The sequence below is a fragment of the Flavobacterium sp. DSR2-3-3 genome (assembly GCF_049896585.1).
GTDB lineage: Bacteria > Bacteroidota > Bacteroidia > Flavobacteriales > Flavobacteriaceae > Flavobacterium.
The window spans coordinates 61,033-82,939 of sequence record NZ_JAFCUP010000002.1; the positions used below are offsets into that span (position 1 = coordinate 61,033).

Annotated in this window: 23 protein-coding genes and 1 pseudogene; 6 read left to right on the forward strand and 18 right to left on the reverse strand. The window is 35.2% G+C overall.

What is annotated here, in order from left to right:
• Positions 1-3: 3 nt before the first annotated feature.
• Positions 4-588, reverse strand: a complete 585-nt coding sequence (locus ACP7AQ_RS02955; RefSeq protein WP_426094338.1) for a cytochrome b/b6 domain-containing protein — start codon at positions 586-588, stop codon at positions 4-6.
• An 85-nt stretch (positions 589-673) separates the two neighbouring features.
• A complete protein-coding gene (locus ACP7AQ_RS02960; protein ID WP_426092700.1) occupies positions 674-1,111 on the reverse strand; it encodes an acyl-CoA thioesterase in 438 nt (145 codons plus the stop codon).
• A 262-nt stretch (positions 1,112-1,373) separates the two neighbouring features.
• On the opposite strand from ACP7AQ_RS02960, the gene ACP7AQ_RS02965 reads away from it, so the two are divergent.
• The gene (locus tag ACP7AQ_RS02965) at positions 1,374-1,754 is read left to right on the forward strand and encodes a hypothetical protein (protein ID WP_426094339.1); all 381 of its coding nucleotides are present in this window, start codon (positions 1,374-1,376) and stop codon (positions 1,752-1,754) included.
• A 107-nt stretch (positions 1,755-1,861) separates the two neighbouring features.
• Here ACP7AQ_RS02965 and ACP7AQ_RS02970 read toward each other — a convergent pair whose 3' ends face one another.
• The 3 genes from ACP7AQ_RS02970 to pyrE all read right to left on the reverse strand — a co-directional run bounded on the left by ACP7AQ_RS02970 (position 1,862) and on the right by pyrE (position 3,234).
• The gene (locus ACP7AQ_RS02970) at positions 1,862-2,098 is read right to left on the reverse strand and encodes a hypothetical protein (RefSeq protein ID WP_426094340.1); all 237 of its coding nucleotides are present in this window, start codon (positions 2,096-2,098) and stop codon (positions 1,862-1,864) included.
• A 71-nt stretch (positions 2,099-2,169) separates the two neighbouring features.
• The gene (locus ACP7AQ_RS02975) at positions 2,170-2,562 is read right to left on the reverse strand and encodes an SRPBCC family protein (RefSeq protein WP_426063317.1); all 393 of its coding nucleotides are present in this window, start codon (positions 2,560-2,562) and stop codon (positions 2,170-2,172) included.
• 24 nt (positions 2,563-2,586) lie between these two features.
• Positions 2,587-3,234, reverse strand: a complete 648-nt coding sequence (gene pyrE / locus ACP7AQ_RS02980; RefSeq protein WP_426063316.1) for an orotate phosphoribosyltransferase — start codon at positions 3,232-3,234, stop codon at positions 2,587-2,589.
• A gap of 7 nt (positions 3,235-3,241) precedes the next feature.
• Between pyrE and ACP7AQ_RS02985 the strand changes: the two genes are divergently transcribed.
• On the forward strand, positions 3,242-3,844 hold the full coding sequence (locus ACP7AQ_RS02985) for an NUDIX hydrolase (protein ID WP_426094341.1): 603 nt from the start codon (positions 3,242-3,244) through the stop codon (positions 3,842-3,844).
• A gap of 118 nt (positions 3,845-3,962) precedes the next feature.
• Here ACP7AQ_RS02985 and ACP7AQ_RS02990 read toward each other — a convergent pair whose 3' ends face one another.
• A complete protein-coding gene (locus ACP7AQ_RS02990; protein ID WP_426094342.1) occupies positions 3,963-5,693 on the reverse strand; it encodes a M14 family metallopeptidase in 1,731 nt (576 codons plus the stop codon).
• Positions 5,694-5,850: 157 nt separating this feature from the next.
• Here ACP7AQ_RS02990 and ACP7AQ_RS02995 point away from each other — a divergent pair, with 157 nt between their 5' ends.
• Positions 5,851-7,197, forward strand: a complete 1,347-nt coding sequence (locus ACP7AQ_RS02995) for a DEAD/DEAH box helicase (RefSeq protein ID WP_426094343.1) — start codon at positions 5,851-5,853, stop codon at positions 7,195-7,197.
• Between the two features lie 158 nt (positions 7,198-7,355).
• Here ACP7AQ_RS02995 and ACP7AQ_RS03000 read toward each other — a convergent pair whose 3' ends face one another.
• The 6 genes from ACP7AQ_RS03000 to ACP7AQ_RS03025 all read right to left on the reverse strand — a co-directional run bounded on the left by ACP7AQ_RS03000 (position 7,356) and on the right by ACP7AQ_RS03025 (position 10,860).
• Positions 7,356-7,934, reverse strand: a complete 579-nt coding sequence (locus ACP7AQ_RS03000; RefSeq protein ID WP_426094344.1) for a PhnA domain-containing protein — start codon at positions 7,932-7,934, stop codon at positions 7,356-7,358.
• Positions 7,935-8,081: 147 nt separating this feature from the next.
• Entirely contained in the window at positions 8,082-8,537 is a 456-nt protein-coding gene (coaD, locus tag ACP7AQ_RS03005) for a pantetheine-phosphate adenylyltransferase (RefSeq protein ID WP_426094345.1), read from the reverse strand.
• A gap of 44 nt (positions 8,538-8,581) precedes the next feature.
• Positions 8,582-9,274, reverse strand: a complete 693-nt coding sequence (locus tag ACP7AQ_RS03010; RefSeq protein WP_426063310.1) for a DUF421 domain-containing protein — start codon at positions 9,272-9,274, stop codon at positions 8,582-8,584.
• A 9-nt stretch (positions 9,275-9,283) separates the two neighbouring features.
• Entirely contained in the window at positions 9,284-9,628 is a 345-nt protein-coding gene (locus ACP7AQ_RS03015) for a DUF5615 family PIN-like protein (RefSeq protein WP_426094346.1), read from the reverse strand.
• Positions 9,625-9,849 carry a DUF433 domain-containing protein gene (locus ACP7AQ_RS03020; protein WP_426094347.1) on the reverse strand — a complete coding sequence of 75 codons (225 nt, stop codon included), beginning with the start codon at positions 9,847-9,849 and terminating at the stop codon, positions 9,625-9,627. Before ACP7AQ_RS03020 ends, ACP7AQ_RS03015 begins: the two co-directional genes overlap by 4 nt.
• A gap of 36 nt (positions 9,850-9,885) precedes the next feature.
• Complete coding sequence (locus ACP7AQ_RS03025; RefSeq protein WP_426094348.1) at positions 9,886-10,860, reverse strand: D-alanine--D-alanine ligase; 975 nt, start codon at positions 10,858-10,860, stop codon at positions 9,886-9,888.
• A gap of 263 nt (positions 10,861-11,123) precedes the next feature.
• Between ACP7AQ_RS03025 and ACP7AQ_RS03030 the strand changes: the two genes are divergently transcribed.
• Positions 11,124-11,750: a PASTA domain-containing protein gene (locus ACP7AQ_RS03030; protein WP_426092710.1), complete on the forward strand. Its 627-nt coding sequence runs from the start codon at positions 11,124-11,126 to the stop codon at positions 11,748-11,750.
• Positions 11,740-12,783, forward strand: coding sequence for an RluA family pseudouridine synthase (locus ACP7AQ_RS03035; RefSeq protein WP_426094349.1), 1,044 nt, complete (start codon positions 11,740-11,742; stop codon positions 12,781-12,783). The genes ACP7AQ_RS03030 and ACP7AQ_RS03035 overlap by 11 nt, the downstream gene beginning before the upstream one ends.
• A gap of 527 nt (positions 12,784-13,310) precedes the next feature.
• On the opposite strand, the gene ACP7AQ_RS03040 is transcribed toward ACP7AQ_RS03035, so the two are convergent.
• The 4 genes from ACP7AQ_RS03040 to ACP7AQ_RS03055 all read right to left on the reverse strand — a co-directional run bounded on the left by ACP7AQ_RS03040 (position 13,311) and on the right by ACP7AQ_RS03055 (position 18,252).
• Entirely contained in the window at positions 13,311-13,541 is a 231-nt protein-coding gene (locus ACP7AQ_RS03040) for a hypothetical protein (RefSeq protein WP_426094350.1), read from the reverse strand.
• A 538-nt stretch (positions 13,542-14,079) separates the two neighbouring features.
• The gene (locus ACP7AQ_RS03045; RefSeq protein ID WP_426094351.1) at positions 14,080-15,552 is read right to left on the reverse strand and encodes a serine hydrolase; all 1,473 of its coding nucleotides are present in this window, start codon (positions 15,550-15,552) and stop codon (positions 14,080-14,082) included.
• A gap of 84 nt (positions 15,553-15,636) precedes the next feature.
• Positions 15,637-16,707, reverse strand: a complete 1,071-nt coding sequence (locus ACP7AQ_RS03050) for a ligand-binding sensor domain-containing protein (protein WP_426094352.1) — start codon at positions 16,705-16,707, stop codon at positions 15,637-15,639.
• 960 nt (positions 16,708-17,667) lie between these two features.
• Complete coding sequence (locus ACP7AQ_RS03055; protein WP_426094353.1) at positions 17,668-18,252, reverse strand: DUF4142 domain-containing protein; 585 nt, start codon at positions 18,250-18,252, stop codon at positions 17,668-17,670.
• 399 nt (positions 18,253-18,651) lie between these two features.
• Between ACP7AQ_RS03055 and ACP7AQ_RS03060 the strand changes: the two are divergent.
• A pseudogene (locus tag ACP7AQ_RS03060) lies at positions 18,652-19,251 on the forward strand (IS91 family transposase); the annotation flags it as partial.
• A 243-nt stretch (positions 19,252-19,494) separates the two neighbouring features.
• Here ACP7AQ_RS03060 and ACP7AQ_RS03065 read toward each other — a convergent pair.
• Both ACP7AQ_RS03065 and ACP7AQ_RS03070 read right to left on the reverse strand, forming a co-directional pair.
• On the reverse strand, positions 19,495-20,040 hold the full coding sequence (locus ACP7AQ_RS03065; protein ID WP_426094354.1) for a hypothetical protein: 546 nt from the start codon (positions 20,038-20,040) through the stop codon (positions 19,495-19,497).
• A 95-nt stretch (positions 20,041-20,135) separates the two neighbouring features.
• Complete coding sequence (locus ACP7AQ_RS03070; RefSeq protein ID WP_426094355.1) at positions 20,136-21,701, reverse strand: IS1182 family transposase; 1,566 nt, start codon at positions 21,699-21,701, stop codon at positions 20,136-20,138.
• Positions 21,702-21,907: the final 206 nt, after the last annotated feature.

Genomic DNA, 21,907 nt, shown 5'->3' on the forward strand with positions numbered 1-21,907 from the left:
CTTCTAATTTTCGTTTGTCTTTGTTGGTCCACTTACGATTCTGGAAATTAATCCTTGTTGGGTTGTTAATTCAGAGAAGAAAACGCCGGACAAGTGAATCACGATAAACGCCAGAAGATAATAAATAGAAAGTACGTGTATTTCCTCCATCGGTTCCTTTAGATTTTTTGGACCTAACACAATAATTAAACCGGTGATCAGGGAAATAACAACACAAACATAAAAAATTAAATAAGTCCAGTAATGGAATTTTTCTATAATGCTCAAATCTTTGTTGAACGGATTAGAGAACTTCATTTGTCCAAAAAATGGAAGCGCAATACGAATACTGTACAAACCGACCAAAACATAACCAATATAAATATGCCAGTCCCACATTGGTTTTCTTATTTTTTTAGCAAGAGTAATGAGTTGGTCTTGCGTCAACTTTTGGTCTGTAGTCGCTAAATAGTCTTGAATGATTAGCGCCACATTATTTTTATTCATCCATGTAAGTCTCAAAAAGATAGTTACAAGCAATAAAGTCATACACATGGCGATTGACCAATGCATTATTCTGTAAATGGCGGAGTATTCTCTGTTTTTCATGATTATAACGCTGTTGTGTAATTATGCTTTTGATTCAACTTTTGTAGAAATTCGAAAGTAAATCTCGTTTTCCAAGGTTTCTTTTTTAAAGATTCACAAAGCTCTCGCTTTTAGGAAAAATACTTAAGGCCTCCAGTGCAATTGCGGGCGTTGGCGACGCTAATTTTCGAAGTTTAAGGTCCATCCAAGCACCATCAACAGTTATAGTTGCGCATAGTTTATTGTCTTCATTCATGAATTCATGTACAATGGACCAGCGAGAAGCATCCGCATTTACTTTTGAGGTTTTGGTATGCATAAAAATTTTATCCGAAAGTTTTATTTCTTTTCTAAATACACATTCTTCCCTAAAAAGAATAGGACCAAAGCCTTGCGCTTGCATTACTTTCATGGTCAAGCCAAGACTTTCCAGAATTTCGATACGATGTTGTGCGCCAAAGTCATAATAAGCACTGTGTCGAACATGAAAATTAGGGTCAAGATCAGACCAACGAAAGGATAATTCTTTACTAAATGAAGTCATTGTAATTGTTTTTTAAAGTTGTTTGCGTTGTTTTTTGGATTGCTATAAAGCAAAATTAAGACGCATTGATACGGTCAAAACTACGAATAATATGTGGAAACAAACAGAACTCACAAACTTTTTAATCCTTTTTTAAGGATACGTTGCCCAATGCAATTGGGGGTTTTGTGGTTTTTTTTTCTTCAAAAAAAAATGTGGCTTGTATTTTGTAAGGGGTAAAAAGGACTATCCAATTTCGGATACTAAAAAATAACAAAAGGATATGAAAAAAATAATTCTGTTGTTGTTGATATCAGGTGGTTTGTACGCTCAAGAACAAGTGTTTAATGTGCAAAGATATTGCATAGATGAACAACCTTTCAGAAAAAACGAATGCAATGTAGCAGGAAATGAATACTCTTTTGTGTTTCTTGATATTCAAAAGCATAGTGTGGTTCTCTTTCTCACGGCGACAAAGATGAAATATAAAATTGTAGACTCCGGTGTTTTTGCTTCCGACGGGAATTACACCTTTTATACTTTAGAAAATGAGAAAGGTCAAGTAGCAATGCGGATAAATAAACAGCACACTAAAATTGAATTTATTTATCCCAATACGCATATTTATTTGACGGTTGGGAAGTCTACTAAAGCTATACGATAGGAAAGGGAATTCTAGCTCTTTACGGTTTTGTTGGCTTGATGTTTGTCGTAGTTCGGCGCTGTCGGATACGGACTAAATCAAAGTAAAACTATTAGTAGAATTATTTTTTAGCAACTATCATTGACATCTAAATTTAATATCTCTAATTCTAATGCAGATCCTTTTTTAAAAAGATCAATTAATTTTTTAAATTCTGGCTTGGCGATAAGTAAAATGCGTATTTTTTTGATTAAAATTTTAAAATTTATTTCCACAACTATGTTGCTAGCTTCTACGTTTTCTTTTGTTGCAGTAATAAATGGAAACGTATTTTCGAAAGGATAAAAATCTAATTTTGCCGTCAATTGTTGTCCGATAAAAAAGAAGCTATTAATTTGGTTTCTTTTTTATCGGAAAACAATGAATTTAAATAGTTTTACAATTTATTCATATTGCCTGCTAAAGTTTCTATGAATTTCCCAATTGGACCTTTAATCATCATGGCCATCATAGGATTGAAATCGCCTTCAAAATCCAGTTTTACATCACTTGAAGTCTGCGAAACAGCATCTATATTCGCTACTAAAGTAAATGGAAGTTTGTCGCTCGCTGCCCCTAAAACGATTTTGGTAGGAGCTACTTTTTCTTTCATTTTTAACTTTATTTCTGGCATCCCTTTCAGTCCAAAAATGAAAGCGTCGTCACCAATAACTTCAAATTTAGCAATATTTTCGGGCATTAATTTTTCAAAATTTTTCACATCACTCAGTAAATTGAATAATTCTTGAGCTGATTTTTGAACAGTAACTTTAGCGCTTTCTAAATTCATTGTTTTTATTTTTTATTAGATTTTTTAAACTTCAATAGTCCAAGTAGACGGACTCACATTCCACTCTCTTAGAACCTGTTCTTCGTCCTCATTGATATATCTTTTGGCAACAGCCAAATTCAATAAATTTTGATAATTACTCAACGTAAATAAATCTAGATTTGCACTTTTAAAGTTTTGTTCAGCAACTTTAAAGCCGTAGGTAAAGATAGCGGCCATTCCTTTTACATTAGCACCGGCTTCGCGCAACGCTTCCACCGCTAGTAAACTACTGTTTCCTGTGCTGATTAAATCTTCTACTACAACTACATTTTGTCCTTTTTGTAAAAAACCTTCCACCTGGTTTTGTCTCCCGTGTTTTTTTGGTTCCGGGCGAACATAAACAAACGGCAACCCCATACTTTCCGCTACCAGCATACCAATTCCTATTGCTCCAGTGGCTACACCGGCAATAACATCTGGTTTACCAAATTGCTTCTCTATATTCTTGGAAAATTCATCGCGGACATAATTTCTTACCGCTGGAAATGAGAGAATTAATCGGTTGTCACAATAAATAGGCGATTTCCACCCAGAAGCCCATGTAAAAGGATTTCTTGGATTCAATTTAATTGCATTTATTTGCAAAAGAAATTCGGCTGTTTTTTCGGCTGTATCTTTATTAAAAATCATATTACAAATGTATAAAGTTTTTGTTAACGACAAACCACTTTTTTTGACAAATCACATCTCCAAAGAGACAGATTTTCAATTATTTCTATTAGAAAGCATTGACATAGAGCAACTTATAGTTAAAATCTTTCAAAATAAAATTAATAAGGCCTATCTGTATCATCCGGACGAAAGCTTGATTATGAAGACTTTAAAAGCTAAAATTCCAGTGTGTAAAGCGGGAGGCGGTTTGGTTTATAATAAAAAAGGGGAGGTTTTATTCATTTTTAGAAACGGAAAATGGGATTTACCCAAGGGCGGAATCGAAAAAGGAGAGGAAATTGCAGATACTGCCATGCGTGAAGTAGAAGAGGAGACTGGCGTTAATGGCTTGGCGATATCTCACAAACTTCAAAAAACGTATCATGTTTTTAAACGGAATGGCAAATACAAACTAAAAATTACCCATTGGTTCGAAATGCAGTCTGATTTTGAAGGCACACCACAGGGGCAATTAGAAGAGGGAATTGAGAAAGTAGCCTGGATGAATCCGGAACAAATCAAAGAAGCGCTAAAAAACTCCTATGAAAACATAAAATTATTGTTCGAAGAAGAGAAGCTGCTGAAATAGCACTTCATTTTGTAAACAGAAAAGTTGATATAATAAAGTTGAACACGAATTTCACAAATTTCCACTAATTATTTGGTGGAAATTCGTGCTTAATAAATTTTTTAATTCGTGATTTTTTTTAATTTAAAATGCGATACACAGGATATTGTAAATGTGCCTTTTCATAATAAACAGAATGTTTGTAAATCCAGTCCAACTGTGCTTCCTGATTATTGATAAAAGTAACGTCACTTTGTTTTTTCAAATCAAATTCGGCTTTTAATTTTGGATTTTCTTTCAAAATCTGTGTTGCCGAATCTTCAAAAACATAATCGGAATAACCTTCTTTTTGTTGTAACATCGTATCGAAAAAATTCCAGTTGAAAAAAGAATCTATTGCTTCCGGTTCCAAAGTTTCCAGTAGGTATTTGATTCCCTTTTGTTGTGTAGGAATAACGTAATCCCCTTTGGCGAAAGCCACTTTCTCTATTTTAGCGGTTACCGAAGTGTTTCGGTGTAAATAATGACCTTCATACGCTGAACTTGTTGTTTTAAAGTCGGCAATTCTATAGCTTTCGACTTCAATTATGGTATCTTTTTTTAGTAGACGATATGTTATCGTATTACTTTTTAATAATTCGATAACAGGCCAAAATCCTCTTGGAATTATATACGCTTCCGGTATGATTATCTCTTTTACCGATTTAAATTCCTTATTGTAAGGAATGTCTTTTTTGAATGGTTTTGTTTTATCATAAAACAGGCGATTTCCAGTTGTTACATCACTTTTTTTGTAACTGGCTTCGTAGCCTAAAAACGAAAAAGGAATCGTTTTTGTACTGTCAATTTCCCATTTTATCGTGTACGATTGTTGTGGTTTATATTGCTCTTCATTTTTCAATCGCAGTTGTTTGATTTTTTGATAATTAGCATCCGTAAAATCAATTGCGGAACGCATGTATTCATACGTCACTTTCACGCGGTCGGCATATTTTTTAAGCATGTGCGTTTCCACCACAAAACCAATGGTATTAAACAATGAAGTATAACCGGTTGCGAATCTTGGGCTTTCAAAAAATTGACCAAAACCTTTTTCTGGTGTGTCCTGAAAAGCATTGACATAAGGCGTAGTTTCAATATTCTTTTTTTGTAAATCTTTCACCAAAGCAGGCATCATTTCAGTATTTAAAAAATCACCTAATACGGTTCCTAATTTATTATGTTGGGTCATAATGTACGTCAGTTTGTATTGGTAATCTGCGCCATTGCTGACGTGATTGTCAATAAAAACATCTGCATTTACTTTATGGAATATTTCTACAAAGCTTTTCGTGTTACGGGTGTCTGATTTTATAAAATCGCGATTCAAGTCATAGTTTCTGGCATTGCCACGAAAGCCATAGATTTCCGGTCCGTCCTGATTGGCTCTTGAAGTGGAGTTTCTGTTTAAAGCGCCGCCAATATTGTACACCGGAATACCAACGATAACGGTGTTTTTTGGCGCTTTTATTTTACCTAAAGCTAAATCTCTAAAAAGCTGCATTGAAGCGTCAATTCCGTCCGGTTCCCCCGCGTGAATTCCGTTATTAAGCAGAATTACCGCTTTGTTTTTTTGGATGGTTCCAAAGTCAAATTGCTTTTCCGGATTAAAAATAACCATGTGCAAAGGCTCACCACTATCTGTCAAACCCATTTTTTGAATTTCGACAGTAGGGAAATCATCCGCCAGAAGTTTGTAGTACGCAATTGTTTCTTGATAAGAGGCAGATTGATTTCCATTACCTTTTTCGAAAAAAGTATCGTATTTGTTGTTTTTTTGTGCAAAAGTACTGATGGAGAATAGTAAAAAAAGGAATGTAAAAAGTCTCATTTTTCGATTTTTGAATGGAATATCAAATGTAGCTTTTTTTAGACAGCTGTAGATATGAATGTAAGAAAAGGAAATATCCGATTAAAAAAGAATGAAAATTCATAATTCAAAATTCATAACTCACAATTAAAAATTACCTTTGCACCAAATTGAAAAAATGAATAAGAAACACCATTCCAACAATATACTTTTGAATTTAGGCATCGAAAGCCTGAACGAAATGCAGGAAGTAGCGCAAGATACCATCCTGAATGACAATAATGTTTTATTGCTTTCGCCAACAGGTTCCGGAAAAACTTTGGCTTTTTTGTTGCCGATTTTAGAAATGTTACAACCCGAAATTCAATCGGTTCAATGTTTAATTTTGGTTCCGTCACGCGAATTAGGATTGCAGATTGAGCAGGTTTGGAAAAAAATGGGAACTGATTATAAAGTAAATGTGTGCTACGGCGGACATACTATTGATACCGAAATTAAAAATTTAAGCAATCCGCCAGCAGTTTTAATAGGAACTCCGGGAAGAATCGCGGATCATATCGACAGAGGAACTTTCCGTTTGGATAAAATCCAAACGTTGATTCTCGATGAGTTTGATAAATCATTGCAATTGGGTTTCCATGAACAAATGTCTTTTATAATTGGAAAATTAACGAAACTCAACAAACGCGTTTTGGTTTCGGCCACTTCCGATATTGAAATTCCCAAATATACAAGAGTCGTAAACCCAACTATTTTAGATTTTATTCCAGAAAACGTAGCAGAAATGAATCTTACGATGAAAATGGTCGTTTCGAAAGAAAAAGACAAAATTGGAAGTTTGTTTAACTTGATTTGTTCGTTGAAATCACAATCGGCGATAGTTTTTTGTAATCATCGTGATGCTGCAGAACGCATTAGCGATACGTTGAACGAAAAAGGAATTTATGCCACGTATTATCATGGCGGAATGGATCAGGACGAAAGAGAGCGCGCGCTAATCCAGTTCAGAAACGGAAGTGTAAGTTATTTAATCACAACTGACTTGGCAGCCCGTGGACTCGATATTCCGGAAATGAATCATGTAATTCATTATCATTTACCATCCAAAGAAGACGAATTTACGCATAGAAACGGACGTACGGCTCGTATGCTTGCTTCTGGAACTGCTTATATTATTGCTCATGAAAGTGAGAAAAAAATGGATTACATCGATTATGGAATGGAAGCTTTGAAAGTTGAAAATTCCACTTCATTACCAAAACCACCTGAATTTCAAACCATTTATATCAGTGGAGGGAAGAAAAATAAACTGAATAAAATTGATATCGTAGGTTTCTTTTCCCAAAAAGGGAAATTGGAAAAAGGCGATTTAGGATTAATCGAAGTGAAAGATTTTATCTCTTTTGCAGCGGTGAAATTTAATAAAGTAAAAGACTTGCTTCATGCTATTAAGGACGAAAAAATGAAAGGCAAGAAATTCAAAATCGAAGTGGCGCGAAAAGTGATAAAGAAAGAGGAAGAGTAGTAGTTTTTTAGTGTTTAGTGCTCAGTTTTCAGTTAAAAAAAATCGTTAACAGTAAAATATTTTACTGTTAACGATTTTTTGCTGTAATGGAGTCATTATATACTGAACACTTTTTTTACAGTTCAGTCCATGAAAACTGTGATTGAAAACTATAAATACTATATTTTCTTAACATATTGCGTAATAATAACAATAGTTTGACCATCTACTTTACCTTCAATATATTCGGCGTTTTCATGGTCTAATCTGATGTTACGCACTGCAGTTCCTTGTTTGGCTACCATGCTTGAACCTTTTACTTTCAAATCTTTGATTAAAACGACTGAATCTCCAATTTCAAGAATCACACCGTTGCTGTCACGGTGAATTACTTTTGGTTCGTCTTCTTCGCCTTCACCTGTTGCTTGTGCCCAAGCTAAAGTATCTTCATCTAAATACATTTGGTCCAGTAATTCCTGAGGCCAACCAGAACCACGCAAACGGCTTAACATTCTCCACGCGACAACTTGCACGGCGGTATGTTCGCTCCACATGCTGTCATTCAAACATCTCCAATGATTTAAATCTACGTTATCCGGATTTTCGATTTGGTCGATACAGGTGCTGCAAGCCACTATACTTTCATCAAGTCCACCTTTTTTGGTTGGTAATACTTGATATACTTTTAGGTTTTCGGTTGCACCACAAAGTTCACATTTCGATCCGCTACGTTTGCTTAATTCTCTTTCTATACTCATTGTTTGATGGCTTTTATTTTTGGCTAATTTAAGATTTATTGCCTCGTTTCGCAAGTAAAATTGGTAGTGATTATTTGTCAAGTCGAGCGCAGTCGAGACGAATGGATAGTTCTCGACTGCGCTCGACTTGACAAAATCTCTTTAAAATTATTTTACTCGAACTGCATCGGGAACTAGCATTTGATATTGTCCACCATTGCGGATTACATCCCGCACAATGCTTGAGCTGATATACGAAGTTTTTGCTGCGGTCAATAAAAACACGGTTTCTATTTTTGATAGACGACGATTCGTGTGCGCAATTGCTTTTTCAAATTCGAAATCGGCAGGGTTGCGCAAACCGCGAAGGATAAAATTAGCGTTTATTCTGTGGCACAAATCAATTGTCAAACCTTCATAAGTTATTACTGAAACTTTAGGTTCGTTTTTGAATGTTTCTTCAATAAAACGCTTTCTGTCTTCCAATGAAAACATGTATTTTTTTTCGGCATTGATTCCAATGGCAATTACGATTTCATCAAATAAAGAAATACTTCTGTTAATTATGTCTTCATGTCCTAAAGTGATTGGGTCAAATGATCCCGGAAATATTGCTTTTCTCATTATACAAGATATATTTAAATCGAATGGGTTTTATTTGGGTTGAATTAAGTTTTTCTAAGTGTTCGTATTGCTTCGACCCATTCAGATTTTTCACAAACCCTGCACTCCGCATTTCCTGGTTTATGGCTTTCAGTATTTCCGCAAAAGGTGCAGGCATAAACACCTTCAGTTGGAATCGTTTTACTTTTAAGTTTAAATAAGAAAGGCAGAATTGGTAAGCCTGGTTGAACTTCATGGTCTTCATAATAGAAAACACTGATTTCGCCACTAGTTTCCATAAAGGCATTTTTCACCTGTCCTAAATGCTCTACTGATTTTAATCGGAGTTCCGAAAAAAATTCATCTTGTGCCAGACTTTCCTTTTTAAAAGTAGCAATTGAAAATTTGCCTTCGCTGATAATACATTCAGTTTTGCCTTCTATAAACTCTTCAAATCGTTTACTTTTTCCGGTTAGCCAAGTTACTAAGCGGTATAAAAGGATAATTACTAGTAATACGGTTATGGGTGGGATTATTCCAACTTCTTCATAAAACATGGGATCTCCGGCTGCTGATCCTAAAGCAATAATGATGACTGTTTCAAAAACAGATAATTGCTTTACGCCACGTTTTCCAGCTACTTTTAATGTCAATAATAAAACGGTGAACATTACCGTGGAACGGAAAATGACTTCTAACAGAAAGGATTCTGGTAAATCATTGTATAATAATCGGTTCCATTCAAAGATTTCTATCATAGCAACATTTTAATTGGTTACCTCCAAACAGGCTATTTCTGAATATTCATCGGAATTTATAAAATCTTTGATGATTGCATTTTTTGTGTTTAATTGATCTGCTAGAAAATCAGTTTTGGTATTTCCAAAACGGAGCCAAATTATTTTTGGCGGATGACCTTTTAGATTTGCTAAATCAAAAAAATCAGCATCAAAAGTTACAGTTGTAAATTTGTTTTCTTTGGCATACTTCCATATTTCAAGATCAGAACGATTTTCAATTCCGAGTTGTCTGACTTGTTTTGCTTCAGGGAAATTGGATTTAATTTTAGAGATAATTCTAAAAGAAATGTTTTGATCAAATAACAAACTCACGATGCAATTTTAATTTTACGTTCTCTATCAGCAGCGTAAGTAAGGCAAGCTTTGATTTGATTTTCGTCAATTTCGGGAAAATCTTCAATTATTTCATTTGTCGTCATCCCATTAGCCAGCCAATTTAAAACATCAAAAACAGTAATTCTGGTTCCAATTATTGTTGGTTTACCAAAACGAACACCTGAATTTATTCCGATATATTGTTTGTAATTAATCATAATGAGTTTTTTATACAAAGTTAACGAAATAATCAGTTATTCAGGCGAAGCCAATTCTATTGCATTTGTAAACAAATCTTCTAATGAAATTCCGGCGGCTTTGGCTTGTTGCGGAATCAAACTTTCCGTTGTTAATCCCGGAATAGTGTTCATTTCCAGCATGTGTGGTTCTCCGTTTACCAATATAAATTCGCTTCGGGAAAAACCTTTCATTTTCAGGACTTCGTAAGCGCGTTTAGCAATTTCACTCACTTTTTGAGTCATTTCATCCGAAATTCTGGCAGGAGTAATTTCTTGTGATTTACCCAAATATTTGGCTTCATAATCGAAAAAATCATTATCCGAAACAATTTCGGTGATGGGTAAAACGGTTACTTTTCCTTTGTAGTTGATGACTCCTACCGAAACTTCGGCGCCGTCAAGGAAACTTTCTATGATGATTTCGTTGTCTTCTTTGTACGCAATTTCTATAGCGATAGGTAATTCGGCAGCTGTTTTAACTTTTGAAATTCCAAAACTGGAACCGGCTTTATTAGGTTTTACAAAACAAGGCAAACCAACTTTAGCGACAATTTCGTCAGTATTAATAACATCGCCTTTGTTTAAGTAATAGGAAGTGGCGGTTTTTATGCCGTATGGTTTTAAAACAGATAGTAAATCGCGTTTGTTGAACGTTAGAGCTGCTTGGTAGTAATCGCAGGAAGTTTGCGGAATGTGCAATAATTCAAAATAAGCCTGCATCAATCCGTCTTCGCCTGGAGTTCCGTGGATGGCATTGAAAACGCAGTCGAAAGTGATTTTGATACCGGCAACAGTCACTGAAAAATCATTTTTATCGATGGGGAATTCGGTGTCATTAGCATCAACATAGACCCATTTTTCTTTGAAAATATGGATTCGGAATCCGTTGTATTTCGTTTTGTCCAAAAATTGATATACTACGTTTCCGCTGATTAGTGAGATTTTATACTCGCTGGAATATCCGCCCATGATGATGGCAATGTTTTTCATTTTGTATCGTTTAATGTTGCAGGTTTAATGTTTAAAGTTTTTGGATTTAATTTTAAAAAGGTTTTCTTATGAAAACGATTTGTTTTTAGCCCCGATAATAGCGATATCCTTTGCTTTTTTTCTTTAAAAAAGCAAAGATACAAGCGAATAGCGGGAAACAGCTCCTGAAATTCATCAAGAATAATCCTAAAAACGATTAAACAAAATTATCATTTTTTTTGAAACGAAATAGCTTTATCTTTGCCGCATATAAAAATAAATTTATGAGTTTACGTAAGTATCTTAGTAGTCGTGTGTTTGTAGTACAAGTATTAATTGCGATTGCCATTATTTTTGCTTTGGGGTATTTGTTTATGCATTGGTTAACTTTTACAACTGATCATGGCAATGAAATTGAGGTTCCAAATTTGAGTAAATTGACTGAAGAGCAAGTGGAGCAAAAGCTGGACGAATTGGATTTAGATTATGTGCTTTTGGATAGCGTCGATTACAGGAGCAATTTTCCGCAATACAGTGTGGTTGAACAAGATCCGACGCCGGGTACAAAAGTAAAAGTAGGTCGAAAAATATATATAAAAATAAATACCTCTGGATTTTCATCCGTGCGAATTCCTGAATTAGTAAATAAAACGTATCGTGAAGCGGTACCTACTTTGAAAGCTTTAGGGCTTGAAGAAGGGGCGGTTACGTATGTGCCAAATCTTGGAAAAGATATGGTATTGGAAATGCGTTTCAAAGGAAGAAACCTGAAAGCAGGCGACAGAGTTTTGAAATCATCGAAAATCGATTTGGTTTTGGGAGACGGAAAAATGAGTTACGAAGAAGAGGAAAATGCTGCCGACACGCTCGCTGCACCAATAGAAGAAGAAATACCAGTTGATGAACAATAATATAGAAACAATAGATTTAGAGGACGAGTTATTTGAACATTTCAGGTTTGAAGTTCCCAAAGGCCAAGCGTCGTTGCGAATTGATAAATACTTGATGGGCCTTATTCAAAATGCGACTCGCAATAAAATACAAATCGCTGCTACTGAAGGAAATATTTTTGTAAACGACGCTACGGTAAAGTCGAATTACAAGGTGAAAGCCAATGATGTGGTCCGTGTTATGCTTACGCATCCTCCTTACGAAAACCATATTATTCCCGAGAATATTCCACTTGATGTTGTGTATGAAGATGATACGTTGCTATTGATAAATAAATTGCCAGGAATGGTGGTGCACCCTGGTCATGGGAATTATACCGGAACTTTAGTGCATGCGTTGGCGTATCATTTTGATAATTTGCCAATGAACAGCAGCGAACGTCCCGGATTAGTGCATCGTATTGATAAAGACACTTCAGGTCTATTGGTAATTGCCAAAACCGAGGCGTCGATGACCCATCTTGCCAAACAATTTGAAGCTAAAACTTCCGAAAGAGAGTATGTGGCTTTGGTTTGGGGAAATGTGGTGGCTGATAAAGGAACGATTGAAGGAAACTTAGCAAGACATTCAAAAGATCGCATGCAAATGGCTGTTTTTGCTGATCCGGAAATAGGGAAACCAGCCGTGACGCATTACAAGGTGTTAGAGCGTTTTGGTTATGTGACATTGATTTCTTGCCAACTGGAAACAGGAAGAACACATCAGATTCGGGCACACCTAAAACATATAGGTCATCCTTTATTCAATGACGAGCGTTATGGCGGTCATTTGATTTTGAAAGGAACTACGTTTACCAAATACAAACAGTTTATTGACAACTGTTTCAAAGCGTTACCAAGACAGGCTTTACATGCTAAAACTTTAGGTTTTATCCATCCTACAACCGGCGAGATGATGCGCTTTGATACAGAACTTCCTCAGGATTTACAGGATTGTATCGAGAAATGGAGAGGCTATTCAAAATCCCATGGTACGGACGAAGACGAAGAATAAAATAGGAAAGTCTCGATCTTATACTATACAAAAAAGTTTAGATAAATTTATATTTGATTTTGATACTAATGAGCTCAATACTATATTGGGTTCATTCCTTTAATATTTTTTGAGGTGTGCAATTATTTAATTTTTGTAATGCCTTGATATAAAAATTTTTAAGTATTCATCATTCTGTTTATTATCAACTCAAATATTTTTTTCTCGTAAACTAACGTATTAATTCTGTAACTAAACTCGTTTAGGTGCAACTGAAGATGCTCTTTATGAACCAAAGAAAAATAACTTCTCAAAGAAGATTTTAATTAATGAATTACAGTGTGTAATTTTTTTGATGATTTTCCTTTGTCACTCCTAATCTGTTTAAAATCAAACTTTTTTTAAACGAATTACATCCATTCTAGTCGTCAATTTTTATTGATGCAGATTTAGAAATATGTTTCTCAAATATTTTGCGTATTTATTTGCACAAATAATCTTCAAACTGGTCAAACTACACTCTTTTAATTCCGGTAGTATTATTGGTTTCAACGGCGATTATCAACTTTATTTTTTGGAATATTGCTCCTTTCTTGTTTAAGATTTTCTTTGCCACTAAAAATAAATTTATCGACAAAAATATTTACAATCATTGGCAATGAGGCACTATCTGCCACATTAATTCTAACTTTTTTAATGAAATTAGTCGGCCTATTTGTACTAATTTTTAATTGTTTTGCTGTTTGTTTTGTAGAGAAGCCTTTTGTGATTGCACTCATTTCAAAAACAATTGTAAATGCTTTTCGCAAATCAAATCGAACTTTATGAAAAATAGTATCAACAATTGGGCTTTCAACATGATGGCAAACGTCACAATCCCGCGCAAAATTCGTTTTACGAATCGTAAATTTTGTGTGATTACATTACACATTTGAAATCTGCTTTCCACTTTATTTTTGCTAAATATTCTAAGCAATCTAAATCCGTTGTGAACTCATCGTTGGATTTTAAAATACTTTCTCTTGTAAATTTTACGATACTTTGAATAAATGTCAATTGATCAGTAATTATCAAACCCCCTAAAAAAATAATTATACTGTTGCTGTCAATGGACAAGCCGCGATGAGATTAAACCAGCAAAATTCAAAAATTGAATTTCTATATCCCAATACACATGTTTATTTGACGGTTGGGAAGCCAACTATGGCAGTGAAATAAAAAATGAATTAAAAAGCGTGATTTTATTATTATCCGAACGGATCGTGTTTTTGAAATCAAACATGATCCGTGCGGTTTTTTTTAAACAGTTCTACTAATTTAGGACTTTGAAATTTCTTCCAATACTTTTTTCCCGTTTTCATTATTTGGATCTAGCTCCAATGATTTTTTATAGTTGATAATCGCCAGCTTTTTATCTCCGTTTTTTAAATAGGCTTCTCCCAAACTATCGTAGGCATTTCCTGATTTTGGAAACGCTTCTACATTTAGTTTAAAAACTTCTATTGCTTCTTTTACTTTTCCGGTTTGTAACAATTGATATCCTGCGCTATTCATTTCATTTTCGTTGACAGCATAGGTATTTGAATTTTTATTGTCATTAAAATAAGTTAATCCGGATGCAATTCCTTTTTCCAGAATAACGTCTATGAAAGCAACAGCCAATGATTTTTTAGGTAAACTATATGGTTGATTGTATAGAATATTTCTAATTGCTTTACTCATCTCGTTTAAGTTCGTACCACCCGTATTAGTTAACAATACTACTAGATTTTTGTCAGAAGGAATACGGGAAAGCAAGGTGTTGAATCCATTTATTCCACCGCCATGCTCAGTAACCAGGATACTCTCATTTTTTTCTCCATTGAAAGCCTTATTGATAAACCATCCGTAACCATATTGTCCCGGTCCTGCAGGAATATAGGAATTAAATAACAGCTCTTTATTTTTTGTTGAAAGTAACTGTTCTGTGTAAAGCGCTTGATCCCATAAATACAAATCGTCTACGGTAGCATATAAAGAACCGGCAGCGTAGGGGATAGACAAATCAAGATAACTGGCATTGCTGTAGTTTTTACCGTTTTTCTCATAACCGGAAGCTCTGTTTTTCAGAATCGTTTCATGGTGGTCGAATCCTGTATTATTCATTTTGAGTGGTGTAAGAATATTGTCTTGCAAAAACTGCTCATAGGTTTTACCGGAAACTTTCTCTATAATGTAACCCAATAAAAAATAGCCGGAATTGCTGTACGCAAATTTTTCGCCTGGTGTAAACTCCAGCGGTAAGTCAGCGAATTTTTTCACAAAAGCTTCCGGGCTGTATGGATTGAAACTTATTTCTTTCACGAAAATAGGAAACGAAGTATAATTAGGAATTCCAGATGTGTGCGTCAGTAAATGATGAATAGTGATTTTATCGCCCAATGTTTTAGGATAATCAGGAAGATAGGTTGTAATAGGAACATCCAACTTTAATTTTCCCTGCTCAAGTAATTGCAGAATCAACATAGCGGTAAACTGTTTGGTAACGGAACCCAATCTATGTTTGGTATCCGGTTGGTTCGGGATATTCCATTCCATGTTTGCCATTCCAAATCCCTTTTTGTAAATGACTTTACCTGCGTCAGCGACAAGAATGGAGCCGTTAAATTGCCCGTATTCTGAATATAGATTCATCAACTTATCGATTTGTTCTGCTTTGGTTTGGCCAAAGGAAACCGTTATTGTAATTAGCTGAATGAATACACCAATTAGGATTGTCTTTAGTGCAAAATGTTTGGAACGTTGTTTCATGATGATTGTTGGTTTAAGTGATTGATGTTTTTTTTGTTCATTTTTATCTGTTGTTGCAAATTTTGTTTGTTAGTCCATTACAGGCTAGTGTTTATATTCCGAATAATTAATAAATGTTTTTCCATCGTAAAGTGAGAGACCTGTTTCTCTCGTACCCACCCAAAGATTTCCTGTTTTATCTTCCAAAATTGCCCAAACACCGTTATTGATTAGTGCATCTTTTGTTGTAAAACAGGTGAAAGAATTTCCATCGTAACGGCAAAGGCCACCACCGCCACCAAACCAAAGATTTCCGTTTTTGTCTTCTATAATTCGCATAACCGAATCACTTAGCAAGCCATCGCTTTTTGTAAAACGCGTAAATGATTTTCCATCGTAACGGTAGGCACCGCTCCAATTGCTAAACCAAATATTTCCGTTCTTGTCTTGCAATGCGGGCCAAGCCCAATTGTCACCATTTGGTTTAAGATTGGTTATAGATTTTCCATCGTAACGAAACACACCCTTATTACCCCGTCCACCAAACCAAATGTCACCTGCGTTGTCTTCTAAAATATATTCAACGTTATTATTACTGCTCATATAGCCAACTCCGCCCTCATCAATTATAAACGGAGTAAAGGATTTGCCGTCGTAGATGTAAACACCATCAATTGTTGCGAACCATAGTTTTCCGCTTTTGTCCTGCATGATACTGAATACCTCCTGCGTTTTTCTAAACTTATTGGGAGGCAGGTTTTTTCGCAAAGGAATCTGGATTTTCGCAAATGTTTTGCCATCGTGAAGACAAACTCCTGCTGCAGTGCCTATCCAAACTGTACCATCTTTATCTTCTAAAAGGGCATTAATATTATTACTGTTTAGACCATCGGTCACTAAAAATTGGGTAAAGGATTTTCCGTCATATTTATAAAGACCATTTTCTGTGGTGCCAAACCAAAGGTTACCAGCTTTGTCCTGCAGCGCACATTGTACATTGCCATATTTAGGCGAGCCAATGGTTTTTATAAGTTTAGGATGTGCAACAGATAGTATGTTTGATTCACTTCCCTTTTCTTTTGGTACGTCTTTTTTAACGGGTCCGTTGCAGGCAGTGCCAAAAAGTAATATTATCAGAAAAGTAAAAACTCGCGTTTGTGAGAAATATTTATTCATTGTTCAAATTGGCATTAAGATTTTTTATCGATTTGTTGGTTTGGGTGTCGATGTGTAATGGCTGATGACGTACGTTCGTCTAAAAACCTTTACACGAACTCTATTTGGTTAATCAGTAAGTAAATATATGTGATTTAAACTACAACTGAAATTCTTTCTTGAAAAAAGCATTCTTCATTCTTAAAACAAAACAGTCCGTAAAAAGCGTTAAAAAAGGGTGTTAGAACTCCAAAATACAAAGCCAATACTTTTAGATATTATTTTATTAGGTTTTGGTATATTAAATTTAATATTAGACGCAAGTTGTAAGCTGAAAAAATCAAACCAACATCAGCTGAGGCATGTTTGATGGTTTTCTTAGTCATGATATAATAGAAGTCCCATTGGCGTTTTATCACTCTCCCGCGAAGAGCGGGACAGGCTATGGAATTTCCACTATAGCTTGCCTTCTGCGATATACTTCGTAATTGTTTTCGATTCTAACCTTGTTTTGATAAATCAAATGGGCGTGTTGGGAGCGTTCAATGATTTTGCCTTTTCCATTCTTAATGCATTTTGTAAAGAGTTTGCGATTTACACCGAATAGCGGTTTTTGATCAGCGCGGTCCGCCTGCTTGGTATCTTGGCGGTAGCAAAAGTTCAAGTTTCTGTAAAAGCTGATTTTATGGTAAGGGAATTTGTGTTTAAAAGTGAAGGAAAATATGAAAAAAACCAAGCTGAAACCACTCCGCAAAAAAAGAGAAACAAAATCCTCTTGAAAATACCGCTACAATCTTTACGATAACTCCATAGTGTTGACGGCAGGTAATCGGTTCTCCCGTAAAAACGGGACAGGCTGTTTGACCCGGGCTTCATTGTTCGTGCTTCGCAAGCAACGCAACCCTAACTGTTAGTGGCTGGCTTTATATAAATAAAAAAACAGGAAATGACTCCTGTATTTTTAATTTTTGGAATAACCTACTAAGCGTTCAGTTCGCTCAAAATACGTTGAGTAATTGCGACATGTTCTTTAAAAGTAGCTAAAGCAAGTGTTGCTAAATGCCTACCCTGACTTTCGGCTACAGCAGTTTTGCCTTTCGAATTGTTAAGATAATCCTGTGCCAAATCACGTAAGAATTCATGATTTTCAAGCTGTGCCTTTATATAGGTTTTATCAAATTCGTTTCCTGGAGGTGTGTTTTTAATTTTTTCTAGCATAGCTTTCGCTTTTGCATCCATTGGCGGAATTGGTGTGCCTAAATCTTTAAGAACAGTAGTTACTGCAATTGCTTCAGTCAATTCAAAGCCCGCAAATTCCTTTGCGTTTTTCTGTGATGCTTTTTCTGTGGCTATTTTGCTGGTCACTAATGATAATTCTGCAGGCCCAATTACACCCATTCGAAATTCCTTTTCGTTTTTAGCATTTGGGTCATTTTCTTCATCATCTTCGAAAGTAGTAAAGGATTGCATACTTGGCGCTAGAATTGAAATTCCTGTTCCAACAGCTAGAGTACTTAAAAAAGATTTTTTGATAAAGTTGCGTCGAGGTTGTTGCTGATTGTCCATAATTTATTTTTTATTATTATTAAATAAAGTTAACGGGCAATTGAATACTTTTTCTTATATCATTTACTGTAAAAATTATATAATTAACTCATTTTCCGGTTGTTATGAGTCAAAGTTGATAAGCCTACCACTAACGTCAGTTCGTCTAAAAACCTTCAAACGAACTCATTTTAGTTAATCAGTCAGTAAATATATGTGATTTAAACTACAATTAAAATTCTTTTTGGAAAAAAGCATTCTTCATTCTTAGAATAAAACAATCCGTAAAAAGCGTTAAAAAAGGGTGTTAGAACCCCAAAATACAAAGCCAATACTTTTAGATATTGTTTTAATAGATTTTGGTCTATTAAATTAAATATTCGTCGCAGGTTGTAGGCTGAAAAAATCAGGTCGACATCAGTCAAGGTCTTGTCGAAAGTTTTCAGGGCTAAATATTGCGAAAAATTTAAGGCGAAATTGCCTACTCAATACGAACAAATTCGGCAGAAATTATGGCAGAAACCATGGATTGTATTTGCTAAGAAACCTTTTGGAAGTCCTAAATCAGTGGTGGAATATTTAGGGCGTTACACTCATAAAATCGCCATTAGTAACAATCGAATTAAAAGCATTGACAATGAAAACGTAACTTTTGATTACAAGGATTACCGAGTAGCGGGCGTTAAAAAACAAATGACGCTCACACATCAGGAATTTATCAGGCGGTTTGCGTTGCATATTTTACCCAAACGTTTTACTTCGTCAGTTCGCCCTTTGGGCTCGGGTGTAAAAATACGGCATTATGGATTTTTGAGTAGCACTTGGAAACGAAAAAAGCTAAAGCTTTTAAAAGAGAAACTTAAAGTAAAAGTGCTAAAAAAAGCAGAGAAAAAGACCTTTATGCCTAGATGTCCGTGTTGTAAAACGGGCAATTTACATCGGATAGCGGTTTTTGACCAGCGAGGTCCGCCTGCATGGTATCTTGGCGGTGGCCAAAACACCATTCCCTGTAAAAGCTGAATTATGGGTTAGGGAATTTATGCCCAAAAGTGAAGGAAAACACTAGAAAACCAAGCTGAAACCACTCCGCAAAAAAAGAGGAACAAAATCCTCTTGAAAATACCGCTACAATCTTTACGATAATTCCATAGTGTTGACGGCAGGTACTCGGTTCTCCCGTAAAAACGGGACAGGCTCTTCAACACGGGTTTCATTGTTGGTGCTGCGCACGCAACGAAACCCTAATTGTTACCAGTAGTTGTTTTATTCAGGGCGTTTTCCACCATTTTTAATCCAATTATCAACTTTTCGCCTTTTCTCTTTCGGGTTTTGGTTTTCAATTCCATATCTAATAATATCGAAATAATTGAAACTTTTTGGATATTTCGTTTTTCTTGCAATTAGAGAATTTGGAAAAGTTACTCTATAAACATTATAGGCTCTGACCGATTGATTATAAACATTAACATTAGAATTTAGTTTTTCGTTAAAGTCAGTTTCGATATTTTCGGACATTAGCTTTTCATTGATTTTGTATTCGATATATTCAAATTCTCTTGAAAATTCCTTTTTTTGAATATCCCTCGAAGTTTTTAAATAGTGCAGTAAAGTATCATTTTTGATTGTTTCAAGAATTAATTTTTCGTTCCTTAAATTTATATTTTCAGTGTATTTTTTCCAATTTTCTTCAACCTTTTTACTCGAGCTTCCTAAATTAGAGACCACACTATTTCTATAAAAATAGTAACCAACTGTACAAATTAAAACAAAACCAATTATTGTTATTAAACAACCTTTTAAAATTTTCATATTATTGATTTATACTTATTTAGTTTTCGTTTTTCAGAGGTACAATTACTGGTAACGTCAGTTCGTCTAAAAACCTCTAAACGAATAGTATTTTGTTAATCAGTGAGTAAATATATGTGATTTAAACTACAATTAAAATTCTTTCTGGGAAAAGTCACTTTAGGAGTATCAAAATAAAACAGTCCATAAAAAGCTTTAAAAATTGCTCTTAGAACCCCAAAATACAAAGCCAATACTTTTAGATATTGTTTTAGTAGATTTTGGTCTATTAAATTAAATAGTCGACGCAGGTTGTAAGCTGAAAAAATCAAACCAATATCAGCTGAGGCATGTTTGATGGTTTTCTTAGTCATGATATAATAAAAGTCCCATTGGCGTTTTATAACACCATAAGGATGTTCCACTATGGCTTGTCGTCTGCGATAGACTTCGTAATTGTTTTCGATTCTAACTTTGTTTTGATAAATCAAATCTGCGTATTGGGAGCGTTCAATGAGTCTGCCTTTGACATTTTTGGTACATTTTTTATAAAGTTGACAAGTCAAACACGCACTAGTTTTATAATGCTTCATTTGGGTTATTGACTTGCCGTTCTTTTTGGCGTACCAATTTCCGTTGGTCGTTAGGGTTTCATTGGCAGGACAGGTATAGGAATCGGTGGTTATGTTGTATTTAAAATGTTCTACATCAAAAGCCAAATCAGGTGCGTGAGCAGAAACTCCTGGAATAGCTACCAACACATCAATGCCAAGTCTATTAGCATAATCGAACTCACTCCCTGTGTGATAGCCTTTATCATAAATGGCGGTAAAATTGTTGTGACCTAAAATGGTTTTGCTTCGGCGCAACATGCCGCCCATGGCTTTGGAATCGTTTTCATTGGTCACCTTGAAATCAATTGGAATGTTATGCAGCGCATCCACTGTAGTTTGTACCGTATAGGCCACTTCCGAGATGTTGTTTCGCGTCATTATTTGGCGACTATCAGGATCCGAAGTCGAGATTTGGGTAACCCCTGTAGTATCAATTGTGTTTTGATACCCGATGTATTTTTGCTTTTGAATACTGTGTTTTTTTATCTTCTTTTCAATAATTTGTTTTTCTAAAACATCATCTTCTTCTTTAGCTAAAGCCAAGTTATATTCTTCGAGTCTAGCATCGATATAAGCAATGTGACGCTCTATTTTATTGGGATTAAAATTGTTTTTCTTGGAGTTTTGTGCTCTGAGTTTGGTACTGTCACCAGCGACAAGGCTTCCGCCAATGAGTTCAAAATGGGAGGCTAGTTTTACCGTTGCCCGAAAAACGCGCGCAATGGCTTTGGGATTGTTTTTGCGAAAATTAGCAATGGTATTGTGATCAGGAGCCAAACCTTTCAAAAGCCACATCAGCTCAATGTTCCGACTGCATTCTTTCTCCAGAGTTCTGGAAGAACGCATGCGATTGAGATAGCCGTAAATAAAGAGTTTGAGTAAATCCGAAGGATGATAAGCGGGTCTTCCGTTTTCGACAAAATCGAAAGTAAATCCAAAATCAGCAAGTTTAAGACTGTCTACAAAAAGGTCAATGAGCCTGATTTCATTGTCTTGGGCAATGGCATCATTAATCGATGAAGCAAAAAGCGGGAGTTGGTTTCTGTTGGTTCCGTTGATGAATTTCATTCCTAAATTTACATAAAACCAACGAGTTACACAAGTTATTTGACCTATTTTTCATACAAATAAATTAATGGGAAGAAGAGAGGTTATTAGACAGTTTGACGTTATGCCACTTTGAGATGGCTGGAGATTCGTAACCGCTCAGTTTTCGGTTTAAAGAAAACTTGATGCGAAACGGTAATCCCACTAAACTCCAGCTAGCTCAAAAT